General features: G+C 59.4%; 21 protein-coding genes. 4 read left to right on the top strand and 17 right to left on the bottom strand.

Translation table 11 applies throughout. From position 1 onward, the window contains the following. Window positions 1-70: 70 nt before the first annotated feature. Window positions 71-1,234: an acetylornithine deacetylase gene (gene argE / locus H3H45_RS14200; protein WP_182834386.1), complete on the top strand. Its 1,164-nt coding sequence runs from the start codon at window positions 71-73 to the stop codon at window positions 1,232-1,234. Between the two features lie 4 nt (window positions 1,235-1,238). On the opposite strand, the gene H3H45_RS14195 is transcribed toward argE, so the two are convergent. Both H3H45_RS14195 and H3H45_RS14190 read right to left on the bottom strand, forming a co-directional pair. Beyond that, window positions 1,239-2,093: an alpha/beta fold hydrolase gene (locus H3H45_RS14195; protein ID WP_182834385.1), complete on the bottom strand. Its 855-nt coding sequence runs from the start codon at window positions 2,091-2,093 to the stop codon at window positions 1,239-1,241. Between the two features lie 62 nt (window positions 2,094-2,155). Then, complete coding sequence (locus H3H45_RS14190; RefSeq protein ID WP_182834555.1) at window positions 2,156-2,980, bottom strand: alpha/beta fold hydrolase; 825 nt, start codon at window positions 2,978-2,980, stop codon at window positions 2,156-2,158. A 345-nt stretch (window positions 2,981-3,325) separates the two neighbouring features. Between H3H45_RS14190 and H3H45_RS14185 the strand changes: the two genes are divergently transcribed. Beyond that, window positions 3,326-3,709 (top strand): helix-turn-helix domain-containing protein, encoded by a 384-nt coding sequence (locus H3H45_RS14185; protein WP_182834384.1) that lies wholly within the window; start codon window positions 3,326-3,328, stop codon window positions 3,707-3,709. On the opposite strand, the gene H3H45_RS14180 is transcribed toward H3H45_RS14185, so the two are convergent. The 3 genes from H3H45_RS14180 to H3H45_RS14170 form a co-directional block, all read right to left on the bottom strand. Next, on the bottom strand, window positions 3,696-4,655 hold the full coding sequence (locus H3H45_RS14180; RefSeq protein ID WP_182834383.1) for a helix-turn-helix domain-containing protein: 960 nt from the start codon (window positions 4,653-4,655) through the stop codon (window positions 3,696-3,698). The genes H3H45_RS14185 and H3H45_RS14180 overlap by 14 nt on opposite strands. Before the next feature lie 213 nt (window positions 4,656-4,868). Next, window positions 4,869-5,984, bottom strand: coding sequence for a DmpA family aminopeptidase (locus tag H3H45_RS14175; protein WP_182834382.1), 1,116 nt, complete (start codon window positions 5,982-5,984; stop codon window positions 4,869-4,871). A 97-nt stretch (window positions 5,985-6,081) separates the two neighbouring features. Beyond that, window positions 6,082-7,191, bottom strand: coding sequence for a polyamine ABC transporter substrate-binding protein (locus H3H45_RS14170; RefSeq protein ID WP_182834381.1), 1,110 nt, complete (start codon window positions 7,189-7,191; stop codon window positions 6,082-6,084). 110 nt (window positions 7,192-7,301) lie between these two features. Between H3H45_RS14170 and H3H45_RS14165 the strand changes: the two genes are divergently transcribed. Together H3H45_RS14165 and H3H45_RS14160 are read left to right on the top strand one after the other, a co-directional pair. Continuing rightward, window positions 7,302-8,075 carry a helix-turn-helix transcriptional regulator gene (locus H3H45_RS14165; protein ID WP_182834380.1) on the top strand — a complete coding sequence of 258 codons (774 nt, stop codon included), beginning with the start codon at window positions 7,302-7,304 and terminating at the stop codon, window positions 8,073-8,075. Window positions 8,076-8,270: 195 nt separating this feature from the next. Then, window positions 8,271-9,020, top strand: coding sequence for a substrate-binding periplasmic protein (locus tag H3H45_RS14160; RefSeq protein WP_182834379.1), 750 nt, complete (start codon window positions 8,271-8,273; stop codon window positions 9,018-9,020). A gap of 90 nt (window positions 9,021-9,110) precedes the next feature. On the opposite strand, the gene H3H45_RS14155 is transcribed toward H3H45_RS14160, so the two are convergent. The 12 genes from H3H45_RS14155 to H3H45_RS20420 all read right to left on the bottom strand — a co-directional run bounded on the left by H3H45_RS14155 (window position 9,111) and on the right by H3H45_RS20420 (window position 16,666). Next, window positions 9,111-9,512: a GFA family protein gene (locus tag H3H45_RS14155; protein WP_182834378.1), complete on the bottom strand. Its 402-nt coding sequence runs from the start codon at window positions 9,510-9,512 to the stop codon at window positions 9,111-9,113. 78 nt (window positions 9,513-9,590) lie between these two features. Continuing rightward, window positions 9,591-10,028: a GFA family protein gene (locus H3H45_RS14150; protein ID WP_182834377.1), complete on the bottom strand. Its 438-nt coding sequence runs from the start codon at window positions 10,026-10,028 to the stop codon at window positions 9,591-9,593. A 64-nt stretch (window positions 10,029-10,092) separates the two neighbouring features. Then, window positions 10,093-10,509 carry a bleomycin resistance protein gene (locus H3H45_RS14145; RefSeq protein WP_182834376.1) on the bottom strand — a complete coding sequence of 139 codons (417 nt, stop codon included), beginning with the start codon at window positions 10,507-10,509 and terminating at the stop codon, window positions 10,093-10,095. Between the two features lie 221 nt (window positions 10,510-10,730). Beyond that, on the bottom strand, window positions 10,731-11,036 hold the full coding sequence (locus H3H45_RS14140; RefSeq protein WP_182834375.1) for a cupin domain-containing protein: 306 nt from the start codon (window positions 11,034-11,036) through the stop codon (window positions 10,731-10,733). Window positions 11,037-11,116: 80 nt separating this feature from the next. Then, entirely contained in the window at window positions 11,117-11,446 is a 330-nt protein-coding gene (locus tag H3H45_RS14135; protein WP_182834374.1) for a DUF2834 domain-containing protein, read from the bottom strand. Window positions 11,447-11,535: 89 nt separating this feature from the next. Further along, window positions 11,536-11,997 carry an FxLYD domain-containing protein gene (locus tag H3H45_RS14130; protein WP_182834373.1) on the bottom strand — a complete coding sequence of 154 codons (462 nt, stop codon included), beginning with the start codon at window positions 11,995-11,997 and terminating at the stop codon, window positions 11,536-11,538. Window positions 11,998-12,084: 87 nt separating this feature from the next. Further along, on the bottom strand, window positions 12,085-12,669 hold the full coding sequence (locus H3H45_RS14125) for a DUF6151 family protein (RefSeq protein ID WP_220494282.1): 585 nt from the start codon (window positions 12,667-12,669) through the stop codon (window positions 12,085-12,087). Window positions 12,670-13,092: 423 nt separating this feature from the next. Next, window positions 13,093-13,482, bottom strand: a complete 390-nt coding sequence (locus H3H45_RS20425) for an MAPEG family protein (protein ID WP_407926699.1) — start codon at window positions 13,480-13,482, stop codon at window positions 13,093-13,095. Window positions 13,483-13,622: 140 nt separating this feature from the next. After that, window positions 13,623-14,156: a hypothetical protein gene (locus H3H45_RS14115; protein WP_182834370.1), complete on the bottom strand. Its 534-nt coding sequence runs from the start codon at window positions 14,154-14,156 to the stop codon at window positions 13,623-13,625. A 77-nt stretch (window positions 14,157-14,233) separates the two neighbouring features. After that, entirely contained in the window at window positions 14,234-14,617 is a 384-nt protein-coding gene (locus H3H45_RS14110; protein ID WP_182834369.1) for a hypothetical protein, read from the bottom strand. Between the two features lie 535 nt (window positions 14,618-15,152). After that, window positions 15,153-15,527 (bottom strand): hypothetical protein, encoded by a 375-nt coding sequence (locus tag H3H45_RS14105; protein ID WP_182834368.1) that lies wholly within the window; start codon window positions 15,525-15,527, stop codon window positions 15,153-15,155. A 908-nt stretch (window positions 15,528-16,435) separates the two neighbouring features. Continuing rightward, window positions 16,436-16,666: a zinc ribbon domain-containing protein gene (locus H3H45_RS20420; protein ID WP_182834554.1), complete on the bottom strand. Its 231-nt coding sequence runs from the start codon at window positions 16,664-16,666 to the stop codon at window positions 16,436-16,438. Window positions 16,667-16,779 lie beyond the last annotated feature (113 nt).

Below are 16,779 nucleotides of genomic sequence, written 5' to 3'. Positions count from 1 at the left end.
GCGCGGCCGATTAGCCGCGCTCCGTAGGGTGCGCCGTGCGCACCAACCCTTCGGCAATCAGGAGTTCTGCATGCTCACCAGCCGTGACCTGCTGGCCCGCCTCGTGGCCTTTCCCACCGTCAGCCGCGACTCCAACCTGGCGCTGATCGAATTCGTCCGCGACTACCTCAACAACCTAGGCGTGGCCTGCGAGCTGGACTACAACGCCGAGCGCAGCAAGGCCAACCTGTTCGCCACCATCGGCCCCACTGACCGTGGCGGTGTGCTGCTGTCCGGGCATACCGACGTGGTGCCGGCCGACGGCCAGGCCTGGAGCCTGCCGCCGTTCGAGCTGACTGAGCGCGACGGCAAGTTGTACGGCCGCGGCACCGCCGACATGAAGGGTTATATCGCCTGCATGCTGGCCGCCGTACCGCTGTTTCTGCAGGGCAATCTACGCCTGCCGCTGCACTTGGCGCTGTCTTACGACGAGGAGGTCGGCTGCCTCGGCGTGCGCTCACTGCTGGCCGAGCTAGAGCGGCGCCCGCACCAGCCGCTGCTGTGCATCATTGGCGAACCCACCGAGCTCAAGCCGGTGCTCGGCCACAAGGGCAAGCTGGCCATGCGCTGCCAAGTACAGGGCGCGGCCTGCCACTCGGCTTACGCGCCGCAGGGCGTCAACGCCATCGAGTACGCCGTACGACTGATCGGCAAGCTGGGCGAGATCGGCCAGCGCCTGGCCGCGCCCGAGCACCACGACCCGCGTTTCGATCCACCATATTCCACGGTGCAGACCGGGCTGATCAGCGGGGGGAGGGCGCTGAATATCGTCCCGGCCGAATGTCAGTTCGACTTCGAGGTACGCGCCCTGCCGGCGGCCGACCCGCAGCAGGTCGCTGACGAGCTGCAGGATTACGCCGAGCGCGAACTGCTGCCGCAGATGCGCGAGCGCAGTGCCGAAACGGCGATCAGTTTCCAGCCGCTCTCGGCCTATCCGGGCCTGGCCACCGACCCGCACAGCGAAGCGGCCGAGTTGCTCGCGCTGCTTAGCGGCAGTCGCGAGTTTTCTACCGTGGCCTTTGGTACCGAAGGCGGCCTGTTCCATCAGGCCGGCATCCCCACCGTGGTCTGCGGCCCCGGCAGCATGGAGCAGGGCCACAAGCCGGATGAATATGTCAGCCAGCAGCAGCTGGATGGCTGCGATGCCATGTTGCGGCGCCTGCTGCAGTGGCTTCAGGACAGTGTCGAGGCCTGATTGGCTAAGCGTGTTCCCCGGCAACAAACGCCGCGATATGCGCCGCGCTGGCCTCGGGGTATTGCGACTGCGGGCCATGCCCCGCGCTGGGCAGGGTCAGCAGTTGCAGGGTGGGCAGGGTGCGATTGAGCGCGTACCAGTTCTCCACGGGAAACACGATGTCGTGGTCGCCGCCCAGGTGCAGCACCGGCGTCTGCGTTTGCTTGAGCGCGTCCAGCGCCGCCTGCAGCGGAAACATCGGGTTGCGCGGCCCGTCGCCCAGGGACTGCGCGGCCCAGGCATAAGGCACTGGCGTGCAGCGCCCTTCACTGCGGTGGGCAATACGCTCGGCCGAACGCCGCGCCGCCTCGCGACTGCTGGCCGAGGTCGGTTCGAAGAACAGGCTGACGAAGTCTTCGAAGTCGTTGTCGCGGGCGGCCAGTTGGTAGAACTGGGGCTCGCCGGTCTTGACCAGCGGGCCGGGCGGCGTGGTGGCGATCAGCAGCAGATGGCTGAGCAGATGCGGTGCCAGCAACAACACCAGTTGCGCCGCGACGCCACCGATCGACCAGCCACCCAGCACTACCGGGCCCAGCTGTAGCGCGCCGATCAGCTCGATGGCGTCCTTGGCCAGCGCTGCCGGGTCATAGGTCGGCTGGCCAGTGGAGCAACCGAGGCCGCTGTAGTCGAACACATACACCTGAAAACCCCTGAGGGCGAGCGCATCGAGGAAGGCCGGATCCCAGTCGTCCATGACGCCCCTGAAACGCAGGCACAGCACCAGCGGCGTACCCTCGCCGATGACGCGATAGGCCAGACGGCGGCCGTCGACCTCGACGAACTGATTGGGCGCTGTGCTGGCAGATGGGGAATGGCTCATGATCGCTCGCTCCATTTCAGGAAGTGTGCTGATGCAATACGCAGCAGCCCGATAACGCTCACTTAGCTGCGCAGAAAAGCCAGCATGTCGGCGCCCAGCTGTTCCTTGTGGGTATCGGTAATGCCGTGGGGCGCACCGGGGTAGATCACCAGCTTGGCGTGCGGCACCAGCTTCGCCGAGGCGCGTGCGGCGGCATCCACCGGGACGATCTGGTCGTCGTCGCCATGTAGGATCAGTGTGGGTATGGAAAACTTCTTCAGGTCTTCAGTGAAATCGGTTTCGGAGAAGGCCTTGATGCAGTCGTAGGCATTTTTGTGCCCGGCCATCATGCCCTGCATCCAGAAGGCGTCGATCACGCCCTGGGAAGGTTTGGCGCCGGGGCGGTTGTAGCCAAAGAACGGGCCACTGGCGACGTCCTTGTACAGCTGCGAACGGTCGGCGATCGAAGCGGCGCGGATGCCGTCGAACACCGAGAGGGGCAGGCCACCCGGATTGGCCTCGGTCTGCAGCATCAGCGGCGGTACTGCCGAGATCAAGCCCGCCTTGGCCACCCGCGCCGTGCCGTGCTTGCCGATGTAACGCGCCACTTCGCCGCCGCCGGTGGAGAAGCCAAACAGCGCAGCACCGCGTACGTCCAGGTGATCGAGCAACTGGGCCAGATCATCGGCGTAGGTGTTCATCTCGTTGCCGTTCCAGGGTTGGCTGGAGCGGCCATGACCACGGCGATCGTGGGCGATCACCCGATAGCCGTTGCTGGCCAGAAAGAACATCTGCGCCTCCCAGCTATCAGAGTTGAGTGGCCAGCCGTGGCTGAGGACGACAACCGGGCCGCTGCCCCAATCCTTGTAGTAAATCTGGGTGCCGTCGCGCGTGGTAATAGTGCCCATGGTCTTGCGCTCTCCATTTTCAGGTTGCAGACGGTTTGCCACGGAGCCACTGCCGCGCATGCAACCGCCCAGGGGTAACAACAGCGTCGTGACCAGCACGGCCGAGCCGAGCAGCAGTTGGCGCCGGCTTTCACTCAGCAGTCGTTCAGGGTTTTGCGGCATCGGCGGACTCTCCCTTGATCGGTGGCGGACGACGAGCGATGGCCTGATGCTGGTGGCATTCAGCGGTTGCCGGCTACGTAAAATCGGCAAAGCTGCGCGGCGTGCAGGATTTGCCTGTTTTACGTAGCGCCGTGGTGCGCTGCAGCGCAGCCTGGAGTCGTCACCCTCGGCCAGGACGCTGCCATGTCGCCACGTACCACGCCGAGCCAGCGTGCCCGCCAGGCCGGCTACGAGAGCCTGCTGAACCAGGTGCTGCAGCTGCTACCGATCTCCTGTGGGCACACGCCACGGCTGGCCGAGTTGTGCCGCGCGGTCGGGGTCAGCGAGCGCACCTTGCGCACGGTTTTTATCGCCACCTTGGGCATGGCCCCTGCGCGCTATCTGCGTCTGCGCCGCCTGCACCTGCTGCGCGCTGCCCTGGCGGTTGCCGACCCGCATCAGAGCAGCGTGGCGGCGATTGCTCGGCGCTTTGGCTACACCGATTGCGGACGTATGGCGGCGGACTACCAGACGCTGTTTGGCGAGTACCCCAGTACCACCCTGTCGCGCGGGGTCAGTGGGGATTGAGCGGCGGCAGCGACCGCCGGCTGCGCAGCGACTGCGACGGCAGCTCGCCGAAGTAGCGCCGGTAGAGGCCGGCGAAACGGCCGAAGTCCCACACGCCAAAACGTGCGCAGAGCTCGGTGATGGTCTCCTCAGGCCCCGCGTGCAGCAGGGCGCGGCGGATCGCATGCAGGCGATGCTGCATCAGGTAGCGGTGTGGACTCATGCCCAGGTAGCGGGTGAACAGGTTGCGCAGCGTGCGCTCCGAAGTGTTGCAGGCCTGGCACAGGTCGGCCATGTGCAGCGGGGTATCCGGCATGGCGTCCAGCAGCTCCAGTGCCCGGCGCAGGATCTGCGGATGGCTGTGCTGGGCGGCCACGCTGCGTTGCACAGGGGTTGCCGGCAGCAGGCTGCGGAACAGGCTATCCAGCAGCTCGTTGCGCGCGCTGTTTTCCGCTGCCGGGGTGTGCAGCTGTTGCGGTGCGCAGTGATCGATACGCAGCAGGCGCAGTGCCAGCCAGACCAGCGGCGCCAGGTCCTGCTGGGCCAGGCAGACCACATTGTGGGTGAGGATCTCCGGGCTGAACTCGTCCTCGTGTTGCTGCATCCAGCGCAGCACCAGCTCACAGGACATGGCCACCGTCATCCAGCTTGCCGGCTGGCTGGCGTCGATATGAAACATCGCCTCGGGCACCATCCAGCCGATCAGCCGCGGATTCAGACGCTGGCCGCCGAGCACGGTGCATTCGTGCCGGCTCAAGGGCAAGAAGATATTGAAGAAGCCAGGCAGGCCGATGCCGCTGTAGACGGTGCCGGCGCCCTCGCGGCCGAACATCAGGGCCACGCCGTCCAGCTCGACGACGCGTAGTCGCCAGTCGCGCTGCTGCCGCGAGCGCAGCACGTAATGCCCCTCGACGCCATATAAGGCCTCTTCGAACTCGTCGAAGTCGGCACAGACCAGTCGGCTCATATTGCCCTCGGAAAAGCGCCCCACGCCGCTACTGGACAACCGCAGATCAACGCGCGGTTCCAGTGTAGAAGCTGGTGCAGTGGCTTGCCGTTCTCTTGGACGGTGTAAGGCGCGGTGTAGGGCGGGTGAAACCCGCGAAGGCTGACAACGCGGGCTGCACTCGCTCTATATGACTCGGTGTTGGCGGCCCCGGATGCAATCCGGGAAAGGTTGTCAGGCTCCCGGCCAACCCGCCTTGCTCAAGGCTTCCAGCAGAGTTTCACGATCCAGCCCCGGAGCCCGATGGCCATTGCCTTCGAGGGTCTCGCCCGCCAGCAGCGCATTGATGATGGCTTCCTCAACCGCCTCCGAGGCGGCGAGGAACAGGTCACCGATATGGTCGTTGTTGACCATGCGCAGGCCGTCGCAGGTGAAGGCGCCCTTGCGCTCGTAGGCGGTGGCCTGCAGCTGCTGATTGCCGGTGGAGAAGGCGACGAAAATGTCGCCGCTGCAGTCCTCGTTGCCGCCGCCGGTGCGGGCGATGCCGATGCTGGCGCGCTGGGCCAGGCGGGTGCACTGGTGCGGCAGCAGCGGGGCATCGGTGGCCAGGCAGACGACGATCGAACCCATCCCCGGATGCGGCAGTTCGGCACGCAGGAAGGGCGAGCTGGCCTTCTCCATGTAACGCCCCACCGGGTAGCCATCCACGCGCAGTTCGCGGCGGGTGCCGTGGTTGGCCTGGACGATGGCGCCGACGGTCCAGCCGCCTTGTGCCGCGTTCAGGCGCCGCGAGGCGGTGCCGATACCTCCTTTGTATTCATGGCAGATCATGCCGCTGCCACCGCCGACTGCGCCTTCGGCCACCGGGCCGCCCTTGGCGCAGTCCATGGCTTCGGCGACATGCTCGGGGCGCACGTGGAAGCCGTTGATGTCATTGAGCAGGCCGTCGAAGGTTTCCAGCACCACCGGCATGTTCCAGTACAGGCGGCCGTCGGCGGGCTGGTTCTGGCGATCCAGGGCGATCATGGCGTCGCGCACCACGCCGACGCTGTGGGTGTTGGTGAAGGCGATCGGGCTGGTCAGCAGGCCGGCCTCGCGAATCCACTCCAGGCCGGTGGCGTCGCCGTTGCCGTTGAGGATATGCACGCCGGCAAAGCACGGCTGCTGGGTGGTGGAGCCCAGGCGCGGCTCGATCAGCGTGACCCCGGTGTTGATGTCGCGGCCACTGGCGCTGCGCCCTCTGACGTTGCTGTGGCCGACGCGCACGCCGGGTACGTCGGTGATGGCGTTGAGGGGGCCTGGGGGCAGTTGGCCGAATTGGATATTCAGGTCGCGGGCACGCAGTTTCATGGTCTTTCTCGTTCTCAGAGTGTTATCAGGGGAAATCAGCTTTGTCGGGTGGATAACGCTCTGCTTATCCACCGTGATGAGGCACGGAGCGAGGCGCTTACTGACCGCTCTTCACCTTGCTCCATACGCGGGTGCGGATACGCTCGGTCTTCTTCGGCAGGGGCTGCAGGGTGAACAGGCGGGCCATGGTCTCTGCCGACGGATAGACGACCGGGTTGTTGCGTGCCGCCGCACCCACCAGCGGCGTAGCGGCGAGGTTGCCGTTGGGGTAGTTGAGGTGGTCGGTAATTGGCGCGACGACTTCCGGGCGCATCAGGTAATCGATAAAGGCCTGGCCCTGGGTCGGGTGGGGTGCATCCTTGAGCAGCACCAGGGTGTCCAACCACACCGGCGCTCCTTCCTTCGGCAGGCTGTAGGCAATGCGCACGCCGTTGCCGGCCAGCTCGGCGTTGGTCTTCGCCTCCAGGGCGGCGCCGGACCAGCTCACGGCCGCGCAGATGTTGCCGTTGGCCAGGTCGCTGATGAACTTGGACGAGTCGAAGTAGCGGATATGCGGGCGCAGCTTGAGCAACAGCGCCTCGGCCTGCTTGTAGTCGTCCGGGTTGCTGCTGTTGGGCGGCAGACCCAGGTAATGCAGTGCCACCGGCAGCATTTCCGCAGGGGAGTCGAGCAGGGCCACACCGCACTGGCTGAGCTTGGCCAGGTTGTCTTCCTTGAACAGCAGGTCCCAGGAGTCCACCGGCGCCTGCTCGCCGAGCACCGCACGCACCTTGTCGATGTTGTAGCCGATGCCGTTGGTGCCCCACAAATACGGCACGGCATAGCGGTTGCCCGGGTCGTTGCTGGCCAGCTTGGCCAGCAGGGTCGGGTCCATGTGCTTGAGGTGCGGCAGCTTGGCTGGGTCGAGCGGTGCGAGCACGCCGGCCTTGATCAGCGTCGGCAGGCTGAAGTTGCTGGCCACCACCACGTCGTAGCCGCTGCCGCCGGTGAGCAGTTTGCCCTCCAGCACCTCGGCGCTGTCGAAGGTGTCATAGACCGGGGTGATGCCCTGGTCGCGCTTGAAGTCGGCCAGGGTGGTGGGGCCGATGTAGTCATACCAGTTGTACACATGCACGCTGGGGCCATCGACGGCGGCACTGGCGGCAGGCAGCCAGAGTGCCAGGCCGGCAGCCAGAGCGGTGTTGAGATACAGGCGATGACGAAGCATGATGCGGCACTCCTGGCCTGTTGCAGGCCCGTTGATTCAGGAGGCCTCAGGCTAGTGCCGCGCCTGCGGCAGACCAATTCCCACCATGGGTTATACGAAAGGGGTAGAGAGTGGATGCCTTGCTCAAGGAACTGCCGGTGCACCAAGGGTTGGCGCGGGTCTTCGCCAACCTCGGCCAGGACGCTTTCTGGCGCAGCCTGGTGGATTGCCTGCGCCTGCTGGTGCCGCTGGACAATGCCCTGGCCGCCCTGATGCAGCCGGGCCGGGTGCCCAGCCTTTTGGCCGACTTCGAGTTCCGCGCGGTGGCCGACGAGGGCGAGGACCTGGCCCACTACTGCGCCGGCATGTACCTGCTTGACCCCTTCTACCAGGCTGCCTGCGCCGGCATCGGCGATGGCCTGCACAGCCTGGAAAGCGTGGCGCCCGACCAGTTCCAGCAGAGCGAGTACTACCTCAGCTACTTCCGCGCGGTGGTCGGCAATGGCGAGCTGCAGTTCCTGGTCAACCACCAGGGCGCTGTGCTGAGCTTGTCCCTCGGCCGGCAGACGTCCTTCAGCCATGAAGAGTTTGGCCGCCTGCTCTGCGTGCGTGACTGGGTGCTGGCGGCCATGCGTCGCCACCTGCAGCTCTGCGCGCTCGAGGTGCCCGCCAGCCAGCCGGCGGTGGGCGACTTCACGACTATGCTGGAAGGGCTGGGCGCGCGCTTGTCCGAGCGCGAAAGTGAAGCGGCGCGGTTGATCCTGCAGGGCTTCTCCGGCAAGGCGATGGCCCAGCGCATGGGTATCTCCCCGGAGACGGTGAAAGTGCACCGGCGCAACCTCTACCACAAGCTCGGTGTTGCGGGGCACGCCGAGCTGTTCGCCCTGCTGCTGCGGCGGGACTAGGCGCAGTTATGCGCTGGCTGCGGTGCTTGCCGTAGCCGTTGTGCCGCTGCCGCGTGTGCTCGTTTGTACTTTGCGGGTTGTACCTTTCCGGGGGGCGCTATGTGGCCTGTATCTGCGATTGCATCGATGTGCCGGTGGCCACTGCGCGGCTGGCCAGCGGCTATTCGGGCAGTCCTCGCGTGCTGCTGCGCCGCCGTGCTGAGCCTGCCCATGGCCCAGGCCGAGGAGGTGCGGCTGCTGCGCTTCGCCATGTCCGCGGAAAGCCCGCCGACTTCCTATGCGCACAACGGCGAGGCCCAGGGCATCCTGCGCGACATGCTGCTCGCGCTGTTTGCCAACCTGCCGCAATACCGGCTCGAATTCATCAGCCTGCCCTGGTCACGCGCACAACTTGAAGTGACCCGGGGCCAGGCCGATGGCTTTTGCACCTTCCCGTCGGAGAAGCGCAAGGGCTATGCCCGCTTCGCGGCCCGGCCGGTCTATGTGTGGGACTATGGCAATCTGGTTTACCACCGCGATAACGCCCAGGGCGCACGGATCGCCAGCGCCACAAGCTTTGACGACCTGCGCGATCTGCGGCTGATTTCCCAGGAAGGGGTCGACTGGGAAATTGAAAACGTACCGGGCTTCATCCAGCGCTACTCGGTCAATACACCGCCGCAGATGATCCACATGCTGCTGCGTCGTGGCGCTGGCGACTTCTTGATCATGAGTGCCGAGCAGGCGCACTACTACGCCAGTCGGTTCGGTTACACCGAGCAGTTGCGCAACGCCAAGGTGGATTTCATCCCCAACAGCCAGGTGCCGTTTCATATCGGCTTGCGCCAGAGCCTGCCGGATATCGAACAGATCATGGCCCACATAGATCAGGCCATGGTCGATCCGGCATTTCAGGTGCGCCAGGAGCAAATCATCCTGCAGTACAGGGTCGCGGGGATACGTTGATGCCCCGGTCTTCCCTAGGGAGCGCCGTGCGCACCGAGGCCACACGCGGGCTTGCTGGTGCACACGGCGCACCCTACGGGCGATGCTCTTCTACAGATGGGCGCAGCATGCCGGCGCGCTTTGCCAGCGGTCATGCAGGCCATCCACATAGCTGATCGGGATGCTTGCCAGCGTCTCCTCGCTCACCTCATCCAGGCAGCCGAGATTAATCCCGATCATCTGCCCGATCGGCGTGTCGTTGCCCACCCCGAAAGCCCGCACGCCGCAGTGTTTGCAGAAGAAATGCTGGTTCTTGCGGGTGTTGAACAGGTACTCGGTCAGCGCCTGCTCACCCGCCAAAAGACGGAACCCCTCAGGCCTGGCCACCGCCACCCAGAAGCGCGTGCGCCGGCAGATCGAGCAGTTGCAGCGGTAGGAGCTTTGCGTGAGGTCGAGGTCGGCCTCGAACCGCACGGCGCCGCAGTGGCAACTGCCGGAGTAGGTCGTGAGCATGGCGCGGTCCTCGGTGCAGGATGGAGCGGGCTGTTCGGTTTGAGAAAGCAATCGCTCCCTGCTTTTTAGCCCAAGTTGTCAGGCCTGGCTCTCCGTTGGCCGAGGCTTCGGCGCCACAGGTTGCTGCTCCACGCGCTCCAGCTGCGGGTCCAGGCAGGCCCACGCGGGTGCGCTGGATGCCCAGATGTTAAAGGTCGGCCGAATGGACGACGGCTCATCCAGATTGCCGGCCCGCACGATACGGAACTCGGGCCGGGCGGCGGACTTGGCAAACAGATGCGTGCCGCAATTCGGGCAGAACTGCCGGGTGGCCTGGTTGCCGCTGTCTGCGGTCTTGCTGTACTCGGCGAGCGCTCCGCTGATGCTGAGCCCGTCAGCGGCCACCAGCAGGTTCACCGTGCCGTTGGCGGCCAGATGCTGGCAGTCGCGGCACCAGCACACGCGGGTGGCCAGCGGTTCGCTGCTGAGGGTGAAACTGACAGCGCCGCACAGGCAGCGTCCGGTTCGTTCGGTCATGTACGAGATCCTTTCGTGAGGGGGTCTTCAATGGCCAAGCTCGTGGATCAGGTTTAAACAGCCCCTAGGCAAGGGGCCGCTTACCAATTTCCTCGGTTAGCCGCAGCAGGTAACCGTCTGGGTCGGCAACCAGCAACTGCCGCTGACCAAACTCACCATCATCCGTGGCGTACCAGGCCTCGTGCAGCTCCTCGAACAGGGCGATACCGGAGGCATGGATGTTGGCGGCGATTGCCGCTAGGTCTGGACACTCGATGGACAGATTCATGCCGCGCCCGAAGGGCCGCACCAGCTCGCCCATGAGCCAGCTGTCGGGCTGAATTTCCTCGAGCATGAGCTGCGCGCCATTGAGCTCAAGGAAGGCAAAGTCTGGGTTGGTGCGTTGGTACTTGATCTCGAAGCCGAGAATGGCGGTGTAAAAGCTCAGGCTCTCGGCGAGATTGGTTATGTTGAGCTCTGGAACCAGTTGGTTGTAGTGCATGGTGGCTGCTTATTGATGGGTGATGTTCAGGTTGGGTTGAGTTATCAGAACTTGTTGACGATCTTTTGGACTAGAGCCAGGCAAGGCGCTACGCCAGTAACAGCCTCCGGCTGGTCAAAACGCCGAGGAAGCGGAGTTTACGAGCTGTAAATGAGCATTCCGAGGCTGTTTTTAACGCCGTATGGCCGACGGCCAGGAGATCGTAAGCAGGTTCTCTGGCGTCACACAAACCAGAACTCGACCTCATCGGTCTCGACCTCGAATACGGCGGAGTGCTCGACATTGGCCGGTACGTGATACCACTGGCCGACGCCAACCCTGGTCGTTTCACCCTTCATGGTCAGGATCAGCTCGCCGCGCGTGATGACCCCATGATTGTCTGTTGCATGGCTGTGCGGCGGGATGGAGGTACCAGCCGGATAGGAGGCAAACAGCACGGTGCTGTCCTTGGCCTCCAGCTGATAGGCGTCAAAACGTCCATCGAACAGAGGGAGTTGCTTGATCTTGTTGGGGTACTGTCCAGGCATATGAGGGTTCTTCCTTGGGCTGCATCAGGATTAAGCGGGCAGGCCGACCTGCCCGGTGAATGAAACGAGCGGTGCTGAGTCTAGGCGTCTGTTTTGCCTGTAGCGGGCGTATTGGCAAAGCCCTTGATGACCAGGTAGAGCAGCGGGCCGATGGAGACAAACACCGCAGTAATCAGCAGATATGGCACTACGGCGATGACCGGCTTGTTGCGCGCCTTGTTGTCCTGATACATCCAGATGCAGGCCAGCGCGGCCAGGATATAGAGATCGATGACGACCTGGGCGGTGTCCAGGCTGGACATCAGCTGCAGGCCGAATTGAATAAGCGACTGCTCTGCCTGCGACATGACAAAACCGGTGTAGGCGGTGAAGGTCAGGAGTACGGCTAGTGGTAGTGCTGCTTTGTTCATGACACCTTCCTTGGTTAATGTTCTGTTAAGTGGCAGCTTTAACCGGGCTCGAGTGAAAGCTGCGGGTAACGTGAGCCAGTGACTATGCGTTAAAAACTGTGAGCACTGACAACGCGCACTGTAACTTTGGTGTACTCCGGCAGAAGCTGGCCTTTGCAGGTGCAAGAAATCTGGAAGTTCTCCGACTCATTCGGCTCAAGCTTTTTGCTGATGTATGTGGACTGCTCCTGCACAAATTCGCCTTCGCTGTTGAAGAACTCTGCTTCAAGTTTTATTGAGCCTACAGCTACTTTGCCTTTGTTGATTATGGAGCCCAGGATGTTGATTTTTCCATCCTTGCTCTTGTCTGAAAATTTTTCTACTGCAATTAGCTTTGCGTAATCAGTCGTGATTTCAGAGAAGTCAGAGTATTCGTCGACTTCGTAGTCTTCACGGTCGCCTGAGTAGTTGACCAGCTTGTCACCTAGCCAGATTCCCAGTGCGATTGGCAATATGAAACCGACGCCAATTATGAATCCATTCTTGATTTTTGATGTGTTGCTAGACGACATTGTTGTTTCCTTTTAATGCATGACGGTTGAGCTGTTGGACAGGTAAGTGTAAATTCTGACTGTCTAACGAACGGTTTGATCCAGTTGTTATACAGAATTCTTCAGCTTCTCCAATTCTTCAGTTTCAAGTATTTTGGGGGCTGTTCGAGGCAAACCTGAAGAGTTAAAAAGCGGCGAGTTGTTGTACCGTCCGCTGACACGGTTCGTGAGCACGATCCATATGAAGCGAACTAAAACCCCCAGAAGCCCGCGTTGCTTTGGTTTTGCTTGGCCTAAGGCGGTTTCAGTGTTTAAAGCTGCGACTTTTTCTCCAAAGTCTTTATCCATTTGTTGACGATCAAGGCAGCTGTGAATAAGTCCGATGAATGACGTTTTTCGGTTGGCCATGGTATTGCCAATAGGCGTTCCGCAACATTTTGCATACCAGCGGAGCATACCGTTCTCGCTGAGGCGTATTGCCGATAGAAGATCTTCCCCTTGGCAGAAACGCAGGCACTGTTGAGCTACTTGGACAATCTCGGTTCCGCCTTGTTCGTCTAGCACAAAAGGAGCTGTACCAAGAAAATGTGCGAACGCTCGGCAATCCGTGCAATAGCAGATGAGACGATTGCTGGTTCCAATGTTTTCGAGTTTGCCTTTAACGGCACCACACTTACATTGAATTGGATGCATAGATATCACCACTCCTTGGCCAGATTACGATAAATGCTGTGCTGTATAACGTTTGGTTAAGGGGCCGGCTTTGCCGGTCCCGAGTGAGCGGAGCGAACGACTTGAGCCAATTGTTAGGCAGAGGACTTCGAGTCGGACGCGGGACATGCCGCCACAGCCGGGCATGATTGATGAAGTGCAGGGCGTATCGGCTTTGGCCCTGGAGGTTATTTATGATGTGCGCATTTCTTGAAAGCAACTCCCTTGCTGAGCACAAATAACGGCATTTACTGCCAGGCGACCATTCGATTCAGGAGTGCCGCGGGGCGGCAGCTTTGTTTTCTTGCACGGTCATCGACCATGACTTTTGCTCTTACGCCTAACGTTTGGTTAAGGGGCCGGCTTTAGTCCCGAGTGAGCGGAGCGAACGGCTTGAACCATTTGTTAGGCTGTTGCACTCGGTTCTAAAGTAAAAATTACAACGATCCACAACCCGAGAGTGGCTAGGAAATTGATTGTGAAAACTAAGCCGCGCAACCGTACGTTTGTGGTGAGTATCTGTACGCAGCTATGAACCACACGCCCAAAAATGAAAATCCACGCTAGCCAGGCTGCAGCAGCTAAAGCTGATTGGTTTTGAATTAGTAGAATGCACGCAGCATAGAAAAATACTGGCCATTCGAACTGGTTTGAAAGATTCGCGCTAATTCGGGGTTCTACTACTGCCCAAGGATTGATTCCATCTGGTTTTTTGCCTATGCCCCATACCTTAGGTGCGCGTGCGATAGTTAATAGCACGTAAAGAAAAGAGGTGAGCGCTATATGAGCTGCCATAGGAAGTATGAGCGGATTCAATGTGGTGGCCCTCCGTGACGACGATTTTAAATCAGCAGCCTAACGTTTGGTTAAGGGGCCGGCTTTAGCCGGCCCCGAGTGAGCGAAGCGAGCGACTTGAACCGTTTGTTAGGTGATGCTCATTGCAGAAAGGAGAGCGCCCACTTGCCATTAGCAAATGAGACTTTACCTTTAACTGGCTGGGATGCACAGCACAGCGAATCTTTTGACCAATCGGGCACAAAACCTGAGAACATAATTTCGCCGTTTTCAAGATAAAGCTGCTCAAGATGCTTTGGGAAGTCAGAGGGGGTTTGCATAGGCGTAGAGAGTTCCGGCATTACATGTATTTTGTGATAGGCGCCATGCTTCATGGTAATTAGCAGTGTTCGCCCCATGGCACTACCGCCCGAGCACCCAACGTCTAAGCCAATTGCTGCGACAAAAACTGGTTCTTTTTGAATTTTGTACTTGACCAGATGGATTGGGTTAAAATTAAAAGAGCAACCTATAGCGTTTCCGTAACTTTCGAGCAGAGTTGGTATCGTTTTTTCTGCTGCTAACTGCCCAGCATCCCAGGCTTTTTCTGCTTCTATGTCCTTCTGCGACATCTCTGCCCAGCACGGCATGCAAAATAGGATGAGCAAAAGAACGCGAAGGCTTTGAAGTTCCATCTTTCACCTAACGTTTGGTTAAGGGGCCGGCTTTAGCCGGTCCCGCAGTGAGCGAAGCGAACGACTTGAACCACTAGTTAGGGGCATGTTAACTCCATGCCACGAGCCAGTTCTGAGTTATAGCGCTCTGCAAATTTTTGAGCTGCTGGCTGTAGATTAACTATTTCATCGCTGCACAGAACATCGGATGTGCCAGGCATGTGCTTAATTTGTGCTTTTTTATGCAGACAAGCGATTGCATCGTTTGTAAGCCCTGGAGTGCTTACGGAATAGCCATGTATGCCATAGAAAGCGGGCTTTGAAAGCTTTGCCTCTTCTTTTGCTAGTTCCTCAGGATTTAGCTGAAGGAGCTTCTTGAGTGCGGCAAGATCTTTTTCTTGCGGCGGACAATTAATCTCTTCAGCTCCAGCGTATGCAGAAAGAAAGGCCAACATGGTGACTAGTGCAATGCGTCCAAGCACAGGTAATGCTCCTAACGATTAAGTTAAGGGGCCGGCTTTAGCCGGTCCTGAGTGAGCGAAGCGAACGGCTTTGAACCATTTGTTAGGGGAGCATTGCATAGATTGCTGCTCCTGCTGCTCCTGCGGCTGATGTGGCGAGAGCTGTAACTGCAATTTTGCAAAATAGTTTGACCCTCGTTTTTGAGCCATATGAGCGTGATTTCGTTATGTATGCGGCAGCTCCGCCTAGAACTACTAGAGCCAGGGATAGCAAAAAAGAAGCTGCTAACCCAGCCATTACTCCAATAGGAAATGCAGGGGAGCCTTGCGGGTGTGGATTATTGGCCGTTGGAGTATACAAGAGTATTCCCTGAGGGCTTTCCCAGTGCGCATACCAGCCCAAAGCCAATGGCATCAATGCTGTGATCAGGGCTGTAACTAATATTGGTGTTGTCTGGCGAAGATCCATCTTGGCCCCTAACGATTAAGCTAAGGGGCCGGCTTTAGCCGGTCCCAGCGAACGAAGTGAGCGATTTGAGCACATTGTTAGGCCTTGCTAGCAGTTGAGTTCAAGGGCTTTTACCCGACGATAAGTAGCTATAGCAAGGAAGAAGGCAGCAGCGCCAAACAGCAGTAGGAACCACTCGGGGGTTCCTGATTTGATGAATCTATAGACTCCGAGACCACTAAATAGCAGGCCAAAAATTGCCCACATGGCGACTGTAAGGGGAAATACCTTTTTGGCGCCTCCGAGGCCGTACATGCGTTTTGCTCTGCTGGTCATTGTGTGAGTGTCAGCAGCTTCACTCATGCAACTGTCTGAACAGGCAACAGCAAAACCTTTATCAATTGCACAGGATTGGCAAACCCCTTTGCCGCAGGACTTGCAGATTGCTATGGCAGCATTGGAGTGGTGGTTGAAGCAGTTCATACGATGTCTCGTCCGTGAAATGATTTTTGATTTGGCCTAACGTTGTGCTAACAGGCGAGCAAAAGCGTAGCTTTTGCGAGTCCAGTGAGCGAAGCGAGCGGTGTTGAGCACATTGTTATATGCGGATTTATTGCACATGGCAATGCTCGAATTTCTTGCACCAAAATACGGTGTTTTGGTATCTGATTTTGGTTAGCACACCATCCTCTCCTGACCACTTGGCGAGAGGTGTGTAGATCGCAGCGTTGATTTTGGATGTGAGGTTTGCAAGCCAGAACCAGTGCGCACTGATTCCGAACAGTTGGATCGGAGTCCAAAGAAAGAATCCAAGCATATATAGCACTGCAAGACTTGCAAGGAGTTTCGTGGATTTAGTCATGTGTGCATATAACGATTAAGCTAAGGGGCCGGCTTCGCCGGTCCCAGCGAACGAAGTGAGCGCTTTGAGCGCATTGTTATGCTTTACTCGAAAGCCTATTCTTGACGAGAACTGTTACGCCAAATGCTATGAATGCTATTCCGATGAAAAACAAACCTGTTTCTCTTGGATACTTGAATAGCCCAGACCAAGAAACTGCCAGATACGAGCCATACAGAATTGTGATGACTGGTATCCAAGCTCGGAGTAGGGATGCGTAACTCTGACTTGATGCTTGGCGGTTAAGTAAATTAACTCGTTGCTCGCAACTTCCTTTGCAGGATAAGGATGCATCTATTTCCTGTACGCATTCGTGGCATAGCCCTTTCATACAGGACTTGCATACTCCAACTGCTTCTGTGCTTCCGTGTATGTAGCAGTTCACGGTATCTCCTTTAGAGCATAACGATTAAGCTAACGGGCGGCCAAAAGCGCAGCTTTTGGACGTCCAGCGAACGAAGTGAGCGACAGTTGAGCGCATTGTTAGGCACTAGCTGCCAAGAAGAACGTCAGCAACAAACGCTGCGCCGCTTACACGTGACTTGTAGAACTCGGTGTATCCGCATTTATTGCAGCTAACGTAATTGAAACTCTCAGTGGCTAAGTCAAATGCTGCTGACAAGCTGCCACCTGCCGCCCGGAATGCACCTGTATTTGATAGGTGATAGTCACATTTGGCGCACCTGAATTTTGATTTATTGCGCACGGCGTCAGAGTTCATGTACTTCTCTTTGTAGCTGTCAATTTCTCGCCCAGAGCATGAGGCTGGGCAGCCGCAGGTGGTGCAGGATTCGTTTCCTGCTGCCACGGTGTTTTCACATGCCTGACATTCCC

This window comes from Aquipseudomonas guryensis, assembly GCF_014164785.1.
Lineage (GTDB): Bacteria > Pseudomonadota > Gammaproteobacteria > Pseudomonadales > Pseudomonadaceae > Aquipseudomonas > Aquipseudomonas guryensis.
This window is presented reverse-complemented; position numbering and strand designations above follow the sequence as displayed.

What these genes read in the sequence shown, in the direction of transcription:
- H3H45_RS14130 (WP_182834373.1), bottom strand. Translation starts at nt 11,997, where the DNA reads ATGTCGTCTAGCAACACATCAAAAATCAAGAATGGATTCATAATTGGC.
- H3H45_RS20420 (WP_182834554.1), bottom strand. Translation starts at nt 16,666, where the DNA reads ATGAACTCTGACGCCGTGCGCAATAAATCAAAATTCAGGTGCGCCAAA.
- H3H45_RS14115 (WP_182834370.1), bottom strand. Translation starts at nt 14,156, where the DNA reads ATGGAACTTCAAAGCCTTCGCGTTCTTTTGCTCATCCTATTTTGCATG.
- H3H45_RS14105 (WP_182834368.1), bottom strand. Translation starts at nt 15,527, where the DNA reads ATGAACTGCTTCAACCACCACTCCAATGCTGCCATAGCAATCTGCAAG.
- H3H45_RS14180 (WP_182834383.1), bottom strand. Translation starts at nt 4,655, where the DNA reads ATGAGCCGACTGGTCTGTGCCGACTTCGACGAGTTCGAAGAGGCCTTA.
- H3H45_RS14125 (WP_220494282.1), bottom strand. Translation starts at nt 12,669, where the DNA reads ATGCATCCAATTCAATGTAAGTGTGGTGCCGTTAAAGGCAAACTCGAA.
- H3H45_RS14185 (WP_182834384.1), top strand. Translation starts at nt 3,326, where the DNA reads ATGTCGCCACGTACCACGCCGAGCCAGCGTGCCCGCCAGGCCGGCTAC.
- H3H45_RS14190 (WP_182834555.1), bottom strand. Translation starts at nt 2,980, where the DNA reads ATGGGCACTATTACCACGCGCGACGGCACCCAGATTTACTACAAGGAT.
- argE (WP_182834386.1), top strand. Translation starts at nt 71, where the DNA reads ATGCTCACCAGCCGTGACCTGCTGGCCCGCCTCGTGGCCTTTCCCACC.
- H3H45_RS14145 (WP_182834376.1), bottom strand. Translation starts at nt 10,509, where the DNA reads ATGCACTACAACCAACTGGTTCCAGAGCTCAACATAACCAATCTCGCC.
- H3H45_RS14150 (WP_182834377.1), bottom strand. Translation starts at nt 10,028, where the DNA reads ATGACCGAACGAACCGGACGCTGCCTGTGCGGCGCTGTCAGTTTCACC.
- H3H45_RS14175 (WP_182834382.1), bottom strand. Translation starts at nt 5,984, where the DNA reads ATGAAACTGCGTGCCCGCGACCTGAATATCCAATTCGGCCAACTGCCC.
- H3H45_RS14170 (WP_182834381.1), bottom strand. Translation starts at nt 7,191, where the DNA reads ATGCTTCGTCATCGCCTGTATCTCAACACCGCTCTGGCTGCCGGCCTG.
- H3H45_RS14195 (WP_182834385.1), bottom strand. Translation starts at nt 2,093, where the DNA reads ATGAGCCATTCCCCATCTGCCAGCACAGCGCCCAATCAGTTCGTCGAG.
- H3H45_RS20425 (WP_407926699.1), bottom strand. Translation starts at nt 13,482, where the DNA reads ATGGCAGCTCATATAGCGCTCACCTCTTTTCTTTACGTGCTATTAACT.
- H3H45_RS14140 (WP_182834375.1), bottom strand. Translation starts at nt 11,036, where the DNA reads ATGCCTGGACAGTACCCCAACAAGATCAAGCAACTCCCTCTGTTCGAT.
- H3H45_RS14135 (WP_182834374.1), bottom strand. Translation starts at nt 11,446, where the DNA reads ATGAACAAAGCAGCACTACCACTAGCCGTACTCCTGACCTTCACCGCC.
- H3H45_RS14155 (WP_182834378.1), bottom strand. Translation starts at nt 9,512, where the DNA reads ATGCTCACGACCTACTCCGGCAGTTGCCACTGCGGCGCCGTGCGGTTC.